Raw genomic sequence first — 15,538 nt, forward strand, 5'->3', positions numbered from 1 at the left:
CCAATCCATGACCGAAATTCTGCGCAGCGATGTCTTGATCTCCGGCGGCGGCCTTGTGGGTCAGGCGCTGGCACTGGCGCTGGCGCATCATGGCCTGTCGTCGCAGATCGTCGATCCGGCCGACCCGGTCGCGACGATCGCACCGGGTTTCGACGGCCGCGCCTCGGCGATCGCCAGCGCGACCTGGCAGATGTTCGAGGTGCTGGGGATCACCGACCGGCTCGCCGGGCATGGCTGTGCGATCCATGCGATCAAGGTCAGCGATGGCGGACAGGCTGGCGAACTCGACTTCGTGACGTCGCCCGAGGACCGCGCGCTCGGCACGATGGTCGAGAATCGCCAGCTTCGCCTCGCGCTCGCGGCGGCGCTTGGCGAAGCGCCGCTCGTGCGGCTGTTCATGCCGTCAACAGTCGTCCAACGCGACATGGGCACTCATGGCGTCACATTGACGCTCGGCGACGGCACCAGGCTCGCCGCGCCGCTGCTGATCGTCGCCGAGGGGCGTCGGTCGCCGACGCGCGATGCCGCGGGCTTTGGTATCGCGAACTGGTCCTATCATCACCACGCGATGATCGGCGCCGTGGCGCACAGCAAATCGCACGGCAATGTCGCGCACGAAATCTTCTTCCCCTCCGGGCCCTTCGCGCTGCTGCCGCTCGTCGACGACGACCAGGGGCGCCACCGCTCGGCGTTCGTGTGGACGGTGTCCGAGAAGGACGGGCCGGGCTTCGCGAAGCTCGGCGATCGCGGCTTTACCGCTGAACTCGAAAAGCGCGCTGGCGACCTGCTCGGGTCGATGGCCCTCGTCGCGCCGCGCATGACCTATCCGCTCGGTTTCCATCACAGCGCAAAGATCGTTGGCGACCGCATCGTGCTCGTCGGTGACGCGGCGCACGGGATCCACCCGATCGCGGGGCAGGGGCTCAACCTTGGCCTGCGCGACGTCGCCGCACTTGCTGAAGTGCTTGTCGAGGGTGCGCGGCTGGGGCTCGATCTCGGCGATGCGGCGCTGCTCGCGCGCTACCAGCGCTGGCGCGGGCTCGACAGTCTGATGGTCAGCCTCGCGACCGACGGGCTCACCCGCCTGTTCGGGATCCCCGGCCGCACCGCGTCGGCGGTCCGCCGCGCGGGGCTTGGCGCAGTTCAGCGAATGCCGATGCTCAAGCGCTTCTTCATGGACGAGGCGCGCGGTGAAGCTGGCGACCTCCCGCGCCTGCTCGCGGGCGCCGAAATATAGGTATTATCACCTAGGCGCGCGCCATGCGCCCGCTAACCATCGCCGCCTATCCCTGTCGCACGGCCGCCGGACGGCCTCGATGGGGGAACGATCATGTCAGCGAAAAGCGATGCTCTCGAACAGGCGGTCACCGCGTTGATCCAGGCGCGCGCCGCGCTCGAAGCCGCGCCGGGTGCCCGCGCCCGCGCCCGTGTCGACCGCGCCTTTGCGCAGCTCGCCAGGCTGGCGGCGCCGCGCATCCGCTATTTCACGCGCACTTACGGCTTGTCGGACGTCGCTGAGGACGCGCACCAGGCTTGCGCGATCGCGCTGCACCGCGCGGCGGACCATTATGACCCCGCGCGGGCGCGCTTCACCACCTATGTGAACTGGCAGATTCGCGCCGAACTGCAGGCGCTTCGCCTCCGCCTGCACGGCGACCAGCGTTGCGCGGGGCGTCGGCAGGTCGCCGCCACCTTGTCCTACGAAGCGCTCGCCGACGAGGGCGTCGACGAATGGCTCGTCGATCCGGCGGCCGAGGAAGCGACCGAGCAGGCCGCGTCGGACCGAATGGCGGCGCTCGTCGCCGACCGGCTCGTCGCCGAATGGACGTCGCGCCGGCAATCGGCGCTGCTGCGAACGCCGCGCGGCGCGGCGGCGCCGGCGCGGGTTGCGGCAAAGGTGCGCGACGAAGGCGTCCTCGTCCGGCGCCAGCTTACCCACACCGAGGCGTTGGTCGAAAGGCTTGGCGAGGCCGACCGCCATACGGTACGCCGCGCCTTCGCGGAGATGGCACGGCTTGCCGGCGCCAAACCGCACTGATTCTCCGCTGACGTGGAAGGCGATGCCGGCCCGCTCCCCACCCGGCCTCCCAGACGATAGTGGCCTATGGGAGGCCGGTGGGGGAGGGGGCCGGTACCGCCTGGATCACTGCAACGTCGCGCGTCCGTCCTCGCCGTCGAAGCGGCCGAAGAATTTCATCATCTGGACGACCAGTTCGGCGCGCGCGTCGATCGGGCTCGCCTCGAGCAGCGCTTGCTTCGCGGCCGCGTCGAAGGGCGCGACCTGCGCGATGCCGTTGACCAACGTCGCGTCGTCAAGCTGGCCGACCGAATCCCAGTCGACGACATAGCCCTGCCGCGCCGCAAAGCGCTTCGCCTCACGCTCAAGGCTTGCGCGCTCGATGCTGGCGAGGACGGCGTCCTCTTCGGCTTCGACCTCGATCTCGGCCTCGACCTGCCGGAACGGCGTCGTGACGTCGAGCTCGCGGCGGACGCGGAAGCGCGCGACACCTTCGAGGACGAGGTTGAAGCGGCCTTCGTCGAGTGCCTCGACATCGACGATCCGCCCGACGCAGCCGACGTCGTAGAGCGCGGGCGGCTCGACATTTTCCTCGCCGGGGATCTGGCGCGGCTGGATCATCCCGATCTGCCGGTCGCGCGCCAGCACCTCCTGCACCATCGCCTTGTAGCGCGGTTCGAAGATATGAAGCGGCAAATGCAGCCCCGGGAACAGCACCGCGCCGGGCAGCGGAAAGATCGCGATCCGCTGGATGGTATGCAGGGGAGCGGTCGCGCCCATCAGCCGAACAGGATCAGCGACAGGCGGCGCCGCTGCGCCGCGACCCACGGATCCTCGAGGCCGACGGCTTCGAAAAGCGACAACAGCTTCGTACGTGCCGCGCCGTCGTTCCACTCGCGATCGGCGGCTATGATATGGAGCAGATTGTCGGCGGCGGCGTCGCGCCGTCCGGCGCCGATCTCGGCGGCGGCGAGGTCGAAACGCGCCTGATGGTCGTCGGGATTCGCGGCGACCGCGGCCTCGAAGCCTGCCAGCTCGCTCGCGTCGGGCGCATCGGCGGCGAGCGCCAGCGCGCTTTTGGCCTGCACAATCGCGGGATCGCTCGCAATCTCGGCGGGTACTGCGTCGAGCGCGAGCCCCGCGCCCTCGGTATCGCCCGTCAGCAGCAGCGCCCGAATCAGCCCGCCGTGGGCGGCCGCATTGTCGGGCGCCATCTCGGCGATCTGCGAAAAGATGCCGACCGCGCGCGCGCCATCGCCTTCGACAAGCACCGCCTCGCCCATTTCGATCAGCGGCGCGATCTCGACCGCCAGATCCTTTGCGGCGCTTTCGACTGGAAGCTGCGCGAGCAACTGGTCGAGAATCGCCTTCAGCTGGCTTTCGCTGCGCGCATTGGTCAGGTTGGCGACCGGTTGGCCCTGGAAGATCGCATAAACGGTCGGGATCGACTGGACCTGGAACTGGCTGGCGATGAAGCCGTTCGCGTCGACATCGACTTTCGCCAGCACGACGCCCCTGTCGGCATAATCGGCCGCCACCTTTTCGAGCACCGGCGCAAGCTGCTTGCACGGCCCGCACCATTCGGCCCAGAAGTCGAGGATCACCAGTTTCGACATCGACGGCTCGACGACGTCGCGGCGGAAGGCTTCGACGGCTTCTTTTTCCTGCGGGTTCAGACCGAGAGTGGCCACGGCGGCGGTGCTCCTTTTTGTGCGCTTGTCCGCTTATGTGGGATTTGCGCGCGATATGCCAACCCTTCGCAGAAAATCGCAAACAGGGCTTGCCGACTCCGAAAGCCGATGCTAATCGCCCGCCTCACCCGCTGGGAGCCACCCGTTTCCAGCCGCCAGAGCGGGCGTAGCTCAGGGGTAGAGCACAACCTTGCCAAGGTTGGGGTCGAGGGTTCGAATCCCTTCGCCCGCTCCAGTTTTCCACAGAAAATCAGTCACTTAGTGTCGCGCGGTCAGCGCATTTTGTGGTGACACGGGCAATGATACGCCGCTTTGTCTCCACAATGTCTCCAAAAAATATCGCAGATACGGATAGGCGCGGCAGCTTTAGGGTGGCCAGCTTGTCTCGCGCGCGGCATGCGCCGCGCCAGCCCGAGGGCCCGGCGCGCTACGCCAGCTGGCCCATAGAGTGAGAGGGGAACGGGGAAACCCGTGACGGGCAAGGGCTTGGAGAGAGGCTCCGGGCGCTCGTCGCGGAGATTTGCCATGACCCACCCTATCCAAGCGGCGCCCGCCGATCACGCGCCGGGCTACAAGGTCGATATTTCGCGCGGTCAGCGCATTGGCCGCGTTTCATCCGAATGGTTCTCGCGCCCCGAGGACGAGCGCTACCTTTCCTTGAACGAGCTTTTTGACGTCGTCCGCGCGCGTGCCGAGGCCGCAACGGCCCGGACAGTCGAGACGCGCGCGATCCGCGTAGAGGCTGCCACCGACAATCCGGAGCGCCTCGCTCTCGTGCTTCCTGACCACGACGCGCCTGTGGCGCCGACCCATTGGTCCTTCGGCCAGCTCTGCAGCCTTGTGGGCGCACCATCGAGCTATTTGCGCCAGCTGCCTGCGGCCCTGGCGGGGATCAACATGCAGCACGGGTTGCTCGCGCATCGCGGCGAGTTGGTGAAAACCCTCGAGACGGGCGACGGCCGCACCGAACTGCGTGCCGTCACCGGCCCGGATTATGGGCGCATCTGGGACCATGAGCTGGTGTCGGCGGTTATGAAGATCGCGGGCAATGGAACGGGCGACACGCGCTGGAAAGTGCCGGGCATGCTTGACTGGTCGACGATGCGGCACAATCCATTGGTCGAGGTCACAAAGGACACGACGACGCTCTATGCGAGCGACCGCGACGTGTTTCTCTTTCTCGTCGACGATATGAACCCGATCGAGGCGGGGCGACTGCCCAACGGGGATCCCGATCTCTTCTTTCGCGGCTTCTACTGCTGGAACAGCGAAGTTGGGTCGAAAACGCTCGGCATGGCGACCTTCTACCTTCGGGCTGTTTGCTTGAACCGGAATATCTGGGGCGCGGAAGGCTTTGAGGAAATCAGCATCCGCCACAGCAAGTTCGCCGCGGGACGATTCGCGCAGGAGGCTGCGCCAGCTCTTGAGCGCTTCGCGTCGTCATCGCCAGGTTCATTCCTGGACGGAATCAAAGCGTCTCGGGCTGCCATCGTTGCACGCGATGCCGACGAGCGACAGAATTTCCTGCGCAAGCGGGGTTTCTCGAAAGGCGAGACCGAAAAGATCATCGCCACCGTCCTTCAGGAAGAAGGGCATCCCCCATCGTCGATTTTCGATTTCGTGCAGGGCATCAACGCTGTGGCCCGTGACCGCCCGCATCAGGACGCGCGGCTGGAGCTTGAAGGAAAGGGAGCAAAACTGCTCGCGTCGGTGCGCTGATCCGGCGTCGACTCTTCGTCCGGCGTGGTCCGCTTCCCTTGAGGAAGAGGGCTGCGCCGGAACCATGGCGGGTTGAAAGCCGGGAGAGAGTCTCGCGGCGGCCCGTCATGGAGACGAGTCATGACCAATGAAAAACCCTCGACAGCCCTTACGCCGCGTCCCGAGGCCCTTGAATTTCTAGAGCGCTACCAATCGTTTGAAGTGCGAGCAGCAGAACTCCAACCCGTCAATAAGGCGGCGCTTTTCTCTGCACTCAAGGCTTGTGACATCGCGAAGATCATCGTCCGCTTCGACGGATACGGAGACAGTGGGCAAATTGAGGAGGTGACCGCATTTCTCGCTGACGATCAGGAATGCGCGCTTCCGGACGAACTTGTTGAGCTTCAGAAGATTCAATTCGGTGAGGAGGCCCAGTTGGCGGTTCGCACTTCGCTCACCGAAGCGATCGAAGCGATCGCATACGCATACCTCGCGTCCACCCACAGTGGCTGGGAAAACAATGAAGGCGCTTTTGGCCAGTTCCTCTTTGACGTGTCGGCGGGGACGGTCACGCTCGATTATAATGAGCGCTACGAAACGAGCGAAAACTTCAGCCACGAATTCTGACGGAGGTCGTCATGGGACATTGCTATCATCACGCCCTATCGAGCGTGAAAAAATGGGGTGGGGAAGCGGAAGACTATCTTTCGCTGCACCAGTGGTTCGATGAGCCATCCAAACTCATCACTGCTGACTTCCGCCATCGAGCACTCCGCCATCATGCGGAGGGCATCTTCATGCTCGAGCGGTTCTTCGGACCGGCAATCCATATTTCCAGTGGGCGTATCGTCCCCGTCCGGCTGATCGGCGAGCAACATGTCCGCGAAGATCTCGGCTTCATTCCTTCGTTCGCCGACTGGGTCCGGTGCATCCGGCCAGAACCCTGGATGGGGAAGGCGCAGCCTATTCACGCGGCGGTAGATCCGTTTGCGGCTGTAGCCTGATTCTTCCGCTTTTGTCAGCCGAGCGCGGTCCGCTTCCCCCGAGGAAGAGGGCTGCGCCGGAGCCATGGCGGGTTGAAAGCCGGGAGAGAGTCTCGCGGCGGCCCGTCATGGAGACGAATCATGACGAAACATGCGAAGATCACGCTCAGTGGCGCGCGGGACATCCCGTTCAGTGCCCTCATGCTGAGCCAGGCCAATGTGCGGCGCGTCAAGGCCGGCGTGTCGATCGACGGCCTTGCGAGTGACATCGAACGGCGCGGCCTGCTCCAGAGCCTGACAGTTCGGGCGCAGCGCGACGATGAGGGCAACGAGACGGGGCGCTACGAAGTCCCTGCCGGCGGGCGCCGCTTCCGGGCGCTGCAGCAACTCGTGAAGCAGCGCCGCATGGCCAAGACGGAACCGGTGCCCTGTATCGTGCGCGACGATGACGCCGTGTCGGCCGAAGAAGATTCGCTGGCCGAGAATGTCCATCGCGAGCCTTTGCACCCGCTCGACCAATTTCGCGCCATGCAGAAGCTCGTGGAACAGGGCAGCGACATCGAAACCGTCGCGGCGACCTTCATGGTCACACCGGCAGTCGTGAAGCAGCGGCTCAAGCTCGCCGACGTGTCGCCGAAGCTGCACGACATCTATGCCGAAGACGGCATGACCCTCGATCAGTTGATGGCCTTCTCGGTGAATATAGAACCAGTTTGGGGCTTTAATTTCTCGATCGCCTCGCCGACGCGCCGCATCGTGTCGCGCGCCTCGAGCGCTGCATGGGGGTCGGGGCCGGCGATATCCTCATCCTCGAAACTGTGATGCAGCGACGTCAGGCGCGCGGTGTCGGCGCGCGCGCGATCGGTGAGCAGGTTGCGGGCGGTGCTGACGAGATAGGCTCCGGGCTTTTCGATCAGAGCCAGCTTCCCGCCCTTCGCCATGGCAAGGCGGCGGAAGCATTCCTGGACGAGATCGCCGAGATCCTGCTTCGGCGCGCGGCGGCGCAGAAAGCGTGCCAGCGCAGGCTGATGCGCAGTATAGATCGCTTCCATGCTCGCCGTTGAACCAAAGCCCGTCCAGTCGGACGGCGGCACCGGGTCGCTGCCGCTCAAGGCCTGCGCGCGCTTCTGTTCGTCCTCGAAATCCATGTCCATCGCCTACCGGTCGGACCGGAAAACGGGATGCCGGGAGGTAAGAACATACTCGGAAAAATATGCGCCGCCGCCTTTAGCCCGAAAGCCTGGACATACGCGTCGGCCACCCGGCAACGGATGGGAATATCATAAAGGCCCGAGCAGAATTCTTACGTTCCGGCACCGCGCGCCTTCTGGCCCGGTGCATGGTAAGCATAGCCGGACGTAACGTCAGGGCAAGCCCGCGCCGCGCAATTGGGTCCAGATTGAGTCTTTTTGGCTTGGGATCTGACTTGGCGCCTCGGATCTCAATTTGCCGCGATAATCCTTGTCTTTGCCCGCCCGCTCGGCCGGTCCTATTTCGTGTTGCGCTGCAACGCTTGTTATTGATTTGTTCGCATCCGTACCCTATGTGGGCATCAATCGCACCCGCCCGGCCTCTGTTCGCAAGGACATGCACACTGGGCGGGTCTTTTATTTTGGGCTCAGCTGACGCATGAACAAGCTTCATGTCACGGTCCTATAGCAAGCCCACCCTCACCTACGCGCAGCAAATCGCCCATCTCCGTGCAAATGGGATGGAAATTGCCGATGAACCAGCCGCTGAGGCTTGGCTTCGCCATGTGAGCTATTATCGTCTCAGCGCCTATTGGCTCTATTTCGAACATCCCAAGGGACATCAAGGGCCGCGTTTTTTCACCGGCACGACCTTCGAACGCGTCACCGCCTTGTATGATTTCGATCGCCTGCTCCGGCGCCTGCTAATGCGGGGAACCGAGCATGTCGAGGTCGCGCTGCGCGGAAGCTGGGCCTATCATCTCGCCGAACTCGGCGACGGTCACAGCTATCTCGACGCCAGTCTCTACAGCGACCGCAAGGACTATCATCTCCGCCTCTCGAAGCTCGCCGGCGAAGTCGGGCGTTCGAACGAAACCTACATCAAACATTATCGGCAGAGCTACGATGTACCGGCCTTGCCGCCGGTCTGGATGGTTGCCGAAATGATGTCGTTCGGCCATCTTTCGCGCTGGTACTCGAGCCTTGCCGACCGGGCGCTCCGCAACCGCATTGCGGTCCCGCTCGGTCTCCCCGAAACGGTTCTCGTTCCGCTTGTCCGCCATGTGACCGATATTCGAAATATCTGCGCACACCACGGCCGGCTCTGGAACCGCGGCTTCCTCGCGCCGCCGAAGCTCGCGCAGAAACCGAAATCGCTACAGGCCACGATCGATCAGAATGCGACCCAGGCTCCGGCGAAGATCTATAATGCGATTTGCATGATCGGGCATGTCGTCCGCACCGTGGCGCCGGACTCGACTTGGATCGCCGACATCGCAGCGCATCTCGCGACCCAACCCGAAGGGGACCTTGGATCGATGGGGTTCCCGGCGAATTGGCAGCAGCGCCCGCTCTGGTTGCCCTGAAAAGCTGATGACGCGCTAACGGCCGCGATAGGGCTCGCACGCAATGCCGTCGCCGTCGCCGTCCATTTCGGGCCGGTAACCGGGCTGGCCTTGCCGCAGCGGGGCCGCGCCCGCTGCCCAGGCCTCCTTGCAATTGCGGAAATAGCCGCCCGAAGGAGCGGGCGATGGCGCGCGGTCCGGCGCACGCGCTCGCGCCGCATCGCGCGAAAGGCCCGGCGTCCGCTGCCCCGGCCTCGGATGCGCGGCGCGATAGTCCGCTGGCATCTGGAACTTGCCGTTCCACAAGCCGACACTGGCCGCGCGGGCGCGAGTCTCGGATGCGACATAGCGGTCGCTGAAATGCGGCAGGGCAACGGCAAGCCCCGCGTCAATCATCGCGCCGCCGAGGTCGATCGAGCCCGCGCGGCAGGTGGCGACGATCCGGCCATAATCGTCGATATCCATCTGCTCGCACATGACCGATTTACCGGCAACGAGGCTCGCGAGCTTGGAGGCCGCCTGCTTTCCGCATGCCCAGGATGCGCCGCCGCGCTCGCAGTTTTGCGCCAGCTCGGGCGCATCGACCCCGAAGAGCCGCACCGAAATTCCGCTGAGGTCGAGCGAATCCCCGTCGGCCGCGCGGGCCGGGCCGCTGACCTGCTGCGCCGAGGCAGGGAGGGCGAAAAGAAGGAAGGCGGCGGTGATCGTCGGTCTCATACCCGGCCCATAGCGTGATCCGGTGAGCGAATCCTTGCTGTTCATCTCCATTCCGGCACGCACGGAGCCATCCGGTGCAGATCCGGCGAGATGAATGGCGCGTCCGCGCGCGCAACGGCGCCGCACTGCCTTTTTCCCCGGCCGCAGGCGGCCTCCTCGCGGGCGCTTCGCGCGCAAAAAGCCGGTGCAGCGCCGTCCTTCGCTGGTGCTTCGGCCCTTCGGGTGCGCGAGCGGGCCAGACGCCATTCCCTGGCCGCCGGTGCCCCGGGGATGGCCCCGGGCTTCGCAGGAGCAAATATCATGGCCGCAATCGGTCTTGTCAGCGGAACGAACGAGAAGGGTTTTGTCGGCCAACTTGCGACGATCTCGATCCGCGTCCCCATCGAAATCCGCCCCAACCCGAGCAAGAACGGCGAAGTCCAGCCCGACTATCGCGTCTGGTCGAACGGCGTCGAATGCGGCGCCGGCTGGCTGCGCCGCAGCGAGACGTCAGGCAATCTCTATGTGTCGTTGACCCTCGAAGCCCCCGAGTTCGGGCCGCGCCGCATCTATGCCAATCTCGGCCGCGCGGCGGGGCAGGACAATCCCGACATATATGCCCTGCTGTGGAACCCGGCAGATTGACCGCGGTCGGCGGCATCCTCGCAGCTGGTTCAATCTCGGCGTGCAAGGGTGTCGCCACCTTGTTAGGGTGACCGCAATGCGCAGCAGCCTCGATCATCTCCCCCCGCACAAACAGCGCGAACTCGAACGGATCGTCCAGATCGTCTTCGAAGAATTCGAGGATGCGCTGGCACTTGCGACGCAGGATTGGAAACGTAAGGGACGGATTTCCAAGATCATCCTCTACGGCAGCTATGCGCGCGGCGGATGGGTCGACGAGCCGCACACCGCGAAGGGCTATCAGTCGGACTATGACCTGTTGATTATCGTCAACGACGATCGGCTGACGGACCGCGTCGAATATTGGTCGAAACTCGACGACCGGCTGATCCGCGAGCTGTCGGTCACGAAGACGCTTCGCACCCCGGTGAACTTCATCGTTCACAGTGTTGGTGAGGTGAATGCCGGTCTGTCGCAGGGGCGCTATTTCTTCATGGACGTCGCGCGTGACGGGATCGCGATTTATCAGGCGGTCGATGATGAACTGCCCGAGCCGCAGCCGAAGACGCCACATGCGGCGCTTGAGATGGCGCGCGAATATTACGACGAATGGTTTTCCACTGCGACGGACTTCTTCGACAGCGCAAACGATGCAATCAAGCGCGGGAAAACTAAGCTCGCAGCCTTCCTCATGCACCAAGCGACGGAGCGATATTATCATTGTGCCTTGCTGGTCTGCACATTTTATTCGCCCCACATCCATAACTTAGCCTTCTTGCGAACTCAGGCTGAGAAGATTGATCGACGGTTAATCGAAGTTTGGCCCCGTGAAGTGAAAGCTGACCGATCTCGGTTCGAGAAGCTGAAGGAGGCTTACATCAAGGCCCGCTACTCGAAGCACTATCGCATTTCCGAAGATGAGCTTTCCTGGCTGGGCGCAAGGGTGTCGGTATTGGCGGAACTTGTCGGGACCATTTGTGCCGAGCGCATTACGCAGCTTGAGGAAACGGCACGAGACGCTGGATAGAAGAACCTATGTCCGCGGACGTTTAAGCGGGTATTGGTTTGCCGGATCCCAATGGACGCCGTGGTTGGTCTTCGCTTCAGGCGTGAGCAGCATGTGATACGGCAGAGGTTCACGCGTGCGATGGCTGCCCACGCGATAGGATGCGGACGTCTCCTCAATGGCCCAACCTTCATCAGAGCGAGTTGATACCTCGGGCGCGAAATATTCGCCGTAAACCCATCGCAAGCGCGACGTACCCGGGTCAAAATCCATCATCTCCAGCTTGTTGAGAAGATGTCGAACGCCATCGGCGAGGCTGCCGGCCCACGTTTCCACGCCAACATGGACAACTCCCGGCTGATCGGTTGGCAATTGTGCTGTCGCTTTCGCGACTGTCGCACGGAAATGCTTCGCTTTCTTGCGAATCGCCGTAGCTGATTGATTGCGCCACCCGACAACGCTCGCCTGGTAGACTGCACTTGCCCAGAAGGGGCGCGTGCGGCTCGGCAGCCACTTGCCGGACATCGAATGCGCAAAATCATGATCGTAACGACCGATGAGCAGTTCGACCATCCGGCTTGAACCATAATATACATCGTCTTCCGCGAGGACCTCGCGGGCTAGCGTCCAGTCGATTTCTCGGATCGTGCCAATTCCATGCTCATCGCTCCAATAATTTGCGCCGGCGGCGCCCAAATAGGCGGACGCATGCAACGCGAGATAATCGTCCGGGATAGCGTCGAGTTCGGCATCGAAGGCGATCTGCATGTAAATCGAGCGTCCGGCGGCAAGCGCGAGGCGATGTACGGGTCGCGCGAGTTCTTCGCCTCGGACACGCTCGCGCGCTTCATAGCTCGAGCGGTCCATACGCTTACACTCGACCGCCCACCTGCTTCTTCCTTTGCGCACATTGAGATCATGGGTTTTTGCGACCCCGGGACGCTCGGGCGCGAATGCAGTTTCCCAGCCATCGCGATAATATGCGAGCGCAACGAGCAGTTCAAAAAGCCCGCCATCCGGCTGACTGCGATCAGCATTCATAAGTCGGCGTGCTCGATCCTCTGCTCCTGGGATAGCGAGCAATTTGGTCAGCTCTTCTCCGATGCGAGTAAGCGTTGGAACGATGCGCACCGCTTCCTCGGGCACCCAGTTCATACGATCGGTTGCATATGCGTTGCCTTGGAAAAGATACCAAGAGGCCGTGTCAGCGGGATTGTAGAATGGGACTGGCTCGCCGCGCGACCAACTCTCTTTCGCAATAAGGAACGACCGGCGCGTTTCCTCTTTTCGCTGTTCCCAGGTCCTTTTGTTGGCGAGTTCGGCGAACCACGCGCAGGCTAAAAGAACATTACTGTCTTGCCAGTCAAAACCCGATTTCGGCGCTGTCCAAAGAGGATCTTCAGGGCTCGTGCGCATCGATCTCAAACCCTAGGCGGCATGTGCGCCGAATCTAATCGGCGATGGATAAGCGACACGATTGTCAGCAAATCCTCGGCGTCCTCTTTTGTCATCGACCAATATATGCGTGGTTCGTGGGCGGTAGGATTACGGAACATGCCAAAGGCTCCGCGCACGAGATTTGCAAATCCGCTCTGTTCACTACGCTGGCTACCGGTCGTCCGCGCATTTATTGCGAGCAGGGGCGGTTCACCTCCAAGTGCCCGATCAACCAGTGACGCACCATCGTCGGTCAGCCCAGTGCGTGAACGCATCTTGTCGGCGACACTTTTAACCGCTTCCTGCACGGCGTGAAAATAATCGTCGGCGAGCAGTTCGGCCCGGCAGAATTTCAAAACGTCCGCATGGACACCCCGCCCTTCCAGATCTGCCCGCAATTCCCGAGCCCGCCGCTGCGCCTCCGGTAAGGTTTGCGCTGCCTCGACTACAGAGATCGCACCCGTCTGGTCCACAACAAGTCCGGCGAAAGCCAACGCTTGATTCACGAGAGCCCTCATCGGTTCGTAGCGTTCCGGCGTGCGACTATATTGCGCGGGCTTCATCGCCTGACGGACAAATTCAAGGATATGTGTTCGGTTCTGCTTGTCGTTCTGGCTTTTGGCAAATGCATTGAAGATCCGAACACGTTTCGTGATTGGCCCAGGATCATTCAAATTGCATGTCGCGAAAAGATGCTGAATCTCGGTGCCCGTCAGGCCGGCTTCAGTGTCGCCAAGAGCATCGGCAATGGCTTTCAACTGGTCCTGAGTGAAAAATGCCATCGGATACTTATCGGGGAAGCTGGAGTACGGCGGAGCGAATGCAGGCCGCATCGCTCGGATCCAAATCGAGATCGAGACACAGCTTGTAGAATTCGTCTGCCACCTCCTTTGGCGCGAGGTGATTGACTCGGACGAGATGCCGCGCAACGGTCTCTAGCGGCGCGATGTCACCGGAAGTGATGGCGCCGCGATCGTCAACCGCGGCCTTGAACGCCTGGATGGCTGGTGCGGGAAGTTTGGCGCCGTAGATGAAATAGTGAAGATATTTCAGGAAATGGCCATGGCGCACCATCTCTTCGTGGGAGCGCACTTTCCTCATGAACAATTCTTGGCGCGAGCTGCCTCTCCCCGCCACATGATAGTCCGGGTCGGAAAAGAAGTTTAGACGCTGGGTCGGGATTGCCTTGCGCTTCAACAGACTCTCCGTGAGTCGGATCACCAGATCGCCGTTGGCGTGAAATGACTTGGTGTCACCGAGAGTATTCCGTGGATCAAATTGGATCGCGTTGACGAAGTCGTTTTCTTCTGACGTAAGATCGATAGTGAATGGGCTCTGTGTCATTTGATCTCCCTACCACCGCTCTCGATAACAGACTCGCGTGCAGGCAATTGCGGAATTGCATTGATACCAATTAGCGGAGGGACCGCCATGTCGGCAGCCAGAATCGTTAGCGTGAACCAAGCCGAGGAACTTTTGAAGAAAGCAGCTGAGATCGATAAAAAGATTGATCACAAACCGTGACGGCGCCCGGTGTCGATAGCTGTTCGCTCGTTCCTTTGTTCGTTGAAGCATACTTCCGTGACCAGCGTCTTGGCGTTGGAACGGCCTTTCCATGGCTCCTGCCTGACACAAGCCTCGCACTCATTACCAACTGGCATGTCGCCGCGGGGCGAAATCATGAAACCGATGCATGTTTGCATCCGATGGCGGGCGTTCCCGATCATCTGCGGGTTCATGTGCCTCAGAACGAGCGCAGCGACGCACCGTATATCGTTTCGGTTGCCACTATGGACGCTGAGGGTCGGCCCCTGTGGACCGAACATCCGACGTTAGGACGAGGAGTCGATGTTGTGGCGCTGGCATTCGTGCCGCCGCCCAATCTCTGTCTCATGCCGCTGAATGCGATGCCGATGGTCAGTCTCAAGCAACGTGTCAGTATGCCGGTTTTCATACTCGGGTTCCCATTTGGTCGAACGGGAATGGGAATGCCGGTTTGGAAGCAGGCTACGTTCGCGAGCGAACCCTGCCTCGCCCCTCACCTCGACAAACCCTATTTTATCGTTGATTCAGCCTCGCGGCCGGGCATGTCGGGTTCGCCCGTGATCCAGCGCGCGCATGGAAACATTGAGCTTGAGGACGGCCGTATCGGCACTGTTGGGAATGGCGATGGAGCGTTCAACTTCGTCGGAATTTATTCTGGTCGGTTCCATACCGAAGACGTCGACGACGCGCAGTTGGGGCGTGTTTGGCCTCGCGCGCTCCTCGAAGAGATATTGACATCACATCTTACCGCCAAAAGTTGAACCGATGAAGCCGGACGATGCGGCAATCGGCAAGGCAGCGGCCGAATTTCGATCTGCGCTGGACGCTATCGACGATCGGCATTGGCGAGCCGTCTACATTGATCATTTCCCGCGTGGTGCCTGCGGCCATTGTTCCGAGCTGCTGGCGCTTTTCCTGCTTGAGCGCTTCGGCATCACCGCCGACTATGTCTGCCGCGAATTCTATTCTGACTCGGGCGACCGCGAGACCAGCCATGCATGGCTCGAATGGAACGGCCTCATCATCGACATCTCTGGGGATCAATTTGAATGGCCGGCGGTGATCGTGGCCCGGGACCGCGGCCGATATGATCTCGGTGTGGGCGAGCAGCGTCACCCGTTTGAGCTGGATCCTTCGTGGTGGTCGCAGCAGTGTTTGAGGATTTGGTCTGCGGCTCAGCCCTTTTTATCGGATAGGCACTCGGACTAGGCCTTAGGCGCAAAATACTTGATGGCCGACTGGTGCTCAGGCGGGTCTTCCGCCCAGAAAATCGGCTGTTTGCGCCCCCTCGTATGTCGGCGTTTC

General features: G+C 62.2%; 17 protein-coding genes, 1 tRNA gene and 1 pseudogene. 12 read left to right on the top strand and 7 right to left on the bottom strand.

What is annotated here, in order from left to right:
* The first annotated feature begins 7 nt into the window (after positions 1 to 7).
* The gene (locus QOL68_RS17415; protein ID WP_282950251.1) at positions 8 to 1,237 is read left to right on the top strand and encodes an FAD-dependent monooxygenase; all 1,230 of its coding nucleotides are present in this window, start codon (positions 8 to 10) and stop codon (positions 1,235 to 1,237) included.
* A gap of 93 nt (positions 1,238 to 1,330) precedes the next feature.
* On the top strand, positions 1,331 to 2,038 hold the full coding sequence (locus tag QOL68_RS17420; RefSeq protein WP_282950252.1) for a sigma factor: 708 nt from the start codon (positions 1,331 to 1,333) through the stop codon (positions 2,036 to 2,038).
* Between the two features lie 105 nt (positions 2,039 to 2,143).
* On the opposite strand, the gene QOL68_RS17425 is transcribed toward QOL68_RS17420, so the two are convergent.
* Both QOL68_RS17425 and QOL68_RS17430 read right to left on the bottom strand, forming a co-directional pair.
* The gene (locus QOL68_RS17425; RefSeq protein WP_204993440.1) at positions 2,144 to 2,797 is read right to left on the bottom strand and encodes an LON peptidase substrate-binding domain-containing protein; all 654 of its coding nucleotides are present in this window, start codon (positions 2,795 to 2,797) and stop codon (positions 2,144 to 2,146) included.
* Positions 2,797 to 3,708, bottom strand: a complete 912-nt coding sequence (locus QOL68_RS17430; RefSeq protein WP_282950253.1) for a tetratricopeptide repeat protein — start codon at positions 3,706 to 3,708, stop codon at positions 2,797 to 2,799. Before QOL68_RS17430 ends, QOL68_RS17425 begins: the two co-directional genes overlap by 1 nt.
* Positions 3,709 to 3,868: 160 nt before the next feature.
* On the opposite strand from QOL68_RS17430, the gene QOL68_RS17435 reads away from it, so the two are divergent.
* The 5 genes and pseudogenes from QOL68_RS17435 to QOL68_RS17455 all read left to right on the top strand — a co-directional run.
* Positions 3,869 to 3,943: transfer RNA gene (locus QOL68_RS17435), tRNA-Gly, on the top strand.
* Positions 3,944 to 4,233: 290 nt separating this feature from the next.
* Entirely contained in the window at positions 4,234 to 5,427 is a 1,194-nt protein-coding gene (locus QOL68_RS17440) for a DUF932 domain-containing protein (protein WP_282950272.1), read from the top strand.
* A gap of 120 nt (positions 5,428 to 5,547) precedes the next feature.
* Positions 5,548 to 6,033: a DUF6878 family protein gene (locus tag QOL68_RS17445; protein WP_282950254.1), complete on the top strand. Its 486-nt coding sequence runs from the start codon at positions 5,548 to 5,550 to the stop codon at positions 6,031 to 6,033.
* Between the two features lie 11 nt (positions 6,034 to 6,044).
* On the top strand, positions 6,045 to 6,410 hold the full coding sequence (locus QOL68_RS17450) for a DUF6915 family protein (protein WP_282950255.1): 366 nt from the start codon (positions 6,045 to 6,047) through the stop codon (positions 6,408 to 6,410).
* 120 nt (positions 6,411 to 6,530) lie between these two features.
* Positions 6,531 to 7,088: pseudogene (locus QOL68_RS17455) on the top strand (ParB/RepB/Spo0J family partition protein); the annotation flags it as partial.
* Here QOL68_RS17455 and QOL68_RS17460 read toward each other — a convergent pair.
* Positions 7,067 to 7,543, bottom strand: a complete 477-nt coding sequence (locus QOL68_RS17460) for an RNA polymerase sigma factor (RefSeq protein WP_349252336.1) — start codon at positions 7,541 to 7,543, stop codon at positions 7,067 to 7,069. The pseudogene QOL68_RS17455 and the gene QOL68_RS17460 overlap by 22 nt on opposite strands.
* A 602-nt stretch (positions 7,544 to 8,145) precedes the next feature.
* Here QOL68_RS17460 and QOL68_RS17465 point away from each other — a divergent pair.
* Positions 8,146 to 8,946, top strand: a complete 801-nt coding sequence (locus QOL68_RS17465) for an Abi family protein (protein ID WP_282950256.1) — start codon at positions 8,146 to 8,148, stop codon at positions 8,944 to 8,946.
* Between the two features lie 15 nt (positions 8,947 to 8,961).
* Here the strand turns inward: QOL68_RS17465 and QOL68_RS17470 are convergent, their stop codons facing one another.
* Positions 8,962 to 9,687 (bottom strand): thermonuclease family protein, encoded by a 726-nt coding sequence (locus tag QOL68_RS17470; RefSeq protein WP_282950257.1) that lies wholly within the window; start codon positions 9,685 to 9,687, stop codon positions 8,962 to 8,964.
* 255 nt (positions 9,688 to 9,942) lie between these two features.
* On the opposite strand from QOL68_RS17470, the gene QOL68_RS17475 reads away from it, so the two are divergent.
* Together QOL68_RS17475 and QOL68_RS17480 are read left to right on the top strand one after the other, a co-directional pair.
* On the top strand, positions 9,943 to 10,266 hold the full coding sequence (locus QOL68_RS17475; protein WP_282950258.1) for a DUF736 domain-containing protein: 324 nt from the start codon (positions 9,943 to 9,945) through the stop codon (positions 10,264 to 10,266).
* Between the two features lie 76 nt (positions 10,267 to 10,342).
* Positions 10,343 to 11,272 carry a HEPN domain-containing protein gene (locus QOL68_RS17480; RefSeq protein ID WP_282950259.1) on the top strand — a complete coding sequence of 310 codons (930 nt, stop codon included), beginning with the start codon at positions 10,343 to 10,345 and terminating at the stop codon, positions 11,270 to 11,272.
* A 6-nt stretch (positions 11,273 to 11,278) separates the two neighbouring features.
* Here the strand turns inward: QOL68_RS17480 and QOL68_RS17485 are convergent, their stop codons facing one another.
* Genes QOL68_RS17485 through QOL68_RS17495 form a run of 3 tightly spaced genes read right to left on the bottom strand, consistent with a single transcriptional unit; the run spans position 11,279 to position 14,032 of the window.
* Complete coding sequence (locus QOL68_RS17485) at positions 11,279 to 12,667, bottom strand: hypothetical protein (protein WP_282950260.1); 1,389 nt, start codon at positions 12,665 to 12,667, stop codon at positions 11,279 to 11,281.
* Positions 12,668 to 12,672: 5 nt separating this feature from the next.
* Positions 12,673 to 13,470, bottom strand: coding sequence for a TIGR02391 family protein (locus tag QOL68_RS17490; protein WP_105999315.1), 798 nt, complete (start codon positions 13,468 to 13,470; stop codon positions 12,673 to 12,675).
* A gap of 7 nt (positions 13,471 to 13,477) precedes the next feature.
* Positions 13,478 to 14,032 carry a hypothetical protein gene (locus tag QOL68_RS17495; protein WP_282950261.1) on the bottom strand — a complete coding sequence of 185 codons (555 nt, stop codon included), beginning with the start codon at positions 14,030 to 14,032 and terminating at the stop codon, positions 13,478 to 13,480.
* A gap of 176 nt (positions 14,033 to 14,208) precedes the next feature.
* Here QOL68_RS17495 and QOL68_RS17500 point away from each other — a divergent pair, with 176 nt between their 5' ends.
* Both QOL68_RS17500 and QOL68_RS17505 read left to right on the top strand, forming a co-directional pair.
* Positions 14,209 to 14,994, top strand: coding sequence for a trypsin-like peptidase domain-containing protein (locus tag QOL68_RS17500; protein WP_282950262.1), 786 nt, complete (start codon positions 14,209 to 14,211; stop codon positions 14,992 to 14,994).
* Between the two features lie 4 nt (positions 14,995 to 14,998).
* The gene (locus tag QOL68_RS17505) at positions 14,999 to 15,442 is read left to right on the top strand and encodes a hypothetical protein (RefSeq protein WP_282950263.1); all 444 of its coding nucleotides are present in this window, start codon (positions 14,999 to 15,001) and stop codon (positions 15,440 to 15,442) included.
* Positions 15,443 to 15,538 lie beyond the last annotated feature (96 nt).

Origin of the sequence: Sphingopyxis sp. Geo25, from assembly GCF_949769135.1 — a bacterium.
GTDB lineage: Bacteria > Pseudomonadota > Alphaproteobacteria > Sphingomonadales > Sphingomonadaceae > Sphingopyxis.

Bases quoted from the DNA above. Each gene is read 5' to 3' on its own strand.
- QOL68_RS17415 (WP_282950251.1), top strand. From the start codon at position 8: ATGACCGAAATTCTGCGCAGCGATGTCTTGATCTCCGGCGGCGGCCTT.
- QOL68_RS17420 (WP_282950252.1), top strand. From the start codon at position 1,331: ATGTCAGCGAAAAGCGATGCTCTCGAACAGGCGGTCACCGCGTTGATC.
- QOL68_RS17425 (WP_204993440.1), bottom strand. From the start codon at position 2,797: ATGGGCGCGACCGCTCCCCTGCATACCATCCAGCGGATCGCGATCTTT.
- QOL68_RS17440 (WP_282950272.1), top strand. From the start codon at position 4,234: ATGACCCACCCTATCCAAGCGGCGCCCGCCGATCACGCGCCGGGCTAC.
- QOL68_RS17445 (WP_282950254.1), top strand. From the start codon at position 5,548: ATGACCAATGAAAAACCCTCGACAGCCCTTACGCCGCGTCCCGAGGCC.
- QOL68_RS17450 (WP_282950255.1), top strand. From the start codon at position 6,045: ATGGGACATTGCTATCATCACGCCCTATCGAGCGTGAAAAAATGGGGT.
- QOL68_RS17460 (WP_349252336.1), bottom strand. From the start codon at position 7,543: ATGGACATGGATTTCGAGGACGAACAGAAGCGCGCGCAGGCCTTGAGC.
- QOL68_RS17470 (WP_282950257.1), bottom strand. From the start codon at position 9,687: ATGAACAGCAAGGATTCGCTCACCGGATCACGCTATGGGCCGGGTATG.
- QOL68_RS17475 (WP_282950258.1), top strand. From the start codon at position 9,943: ATGGCCGCAATCGGTCTTGTCAGCGGAACGAACGAGAAGGGTTTTGTC.
- QOL68_RS17480 (WP_282950259.1), top strand. From the start codon at position 10,343: ATGCGCAGCAGCCTCGATCATCTCCCCCCGCACAAACAGCGCGAACTC.
- QOL68_RS17485 (WP_282950260.1), bottom strand. From the start codon at position 12,667: ATGCGCACGAGCCCTGAAGATCCTCTTTGGACAGCGCCGAAATCGGGT.
- QOL68_RS17490 (WP_105999315.1), bottom strand. From the start codon at position 13,470: ATGGCATTTTTCACTCAGGACCAGTTGAAAGCCATTGCCGATGCTCTT.
- QOL68_RS17495 (WP_282950261.1), bottom strand. From the start codon at position 14,032: ATGACACAGAGCCCATTCACTATCGATCTTACGTCAGAAGAAAACGAC.
- QOL68_RS17505 (WP_282950263.1), top strand. From the start codon at position 14,999: ATGAAGCCGGACGATGCGGCAATCGGCAAGGCAGCGGCCGAATTTCGA.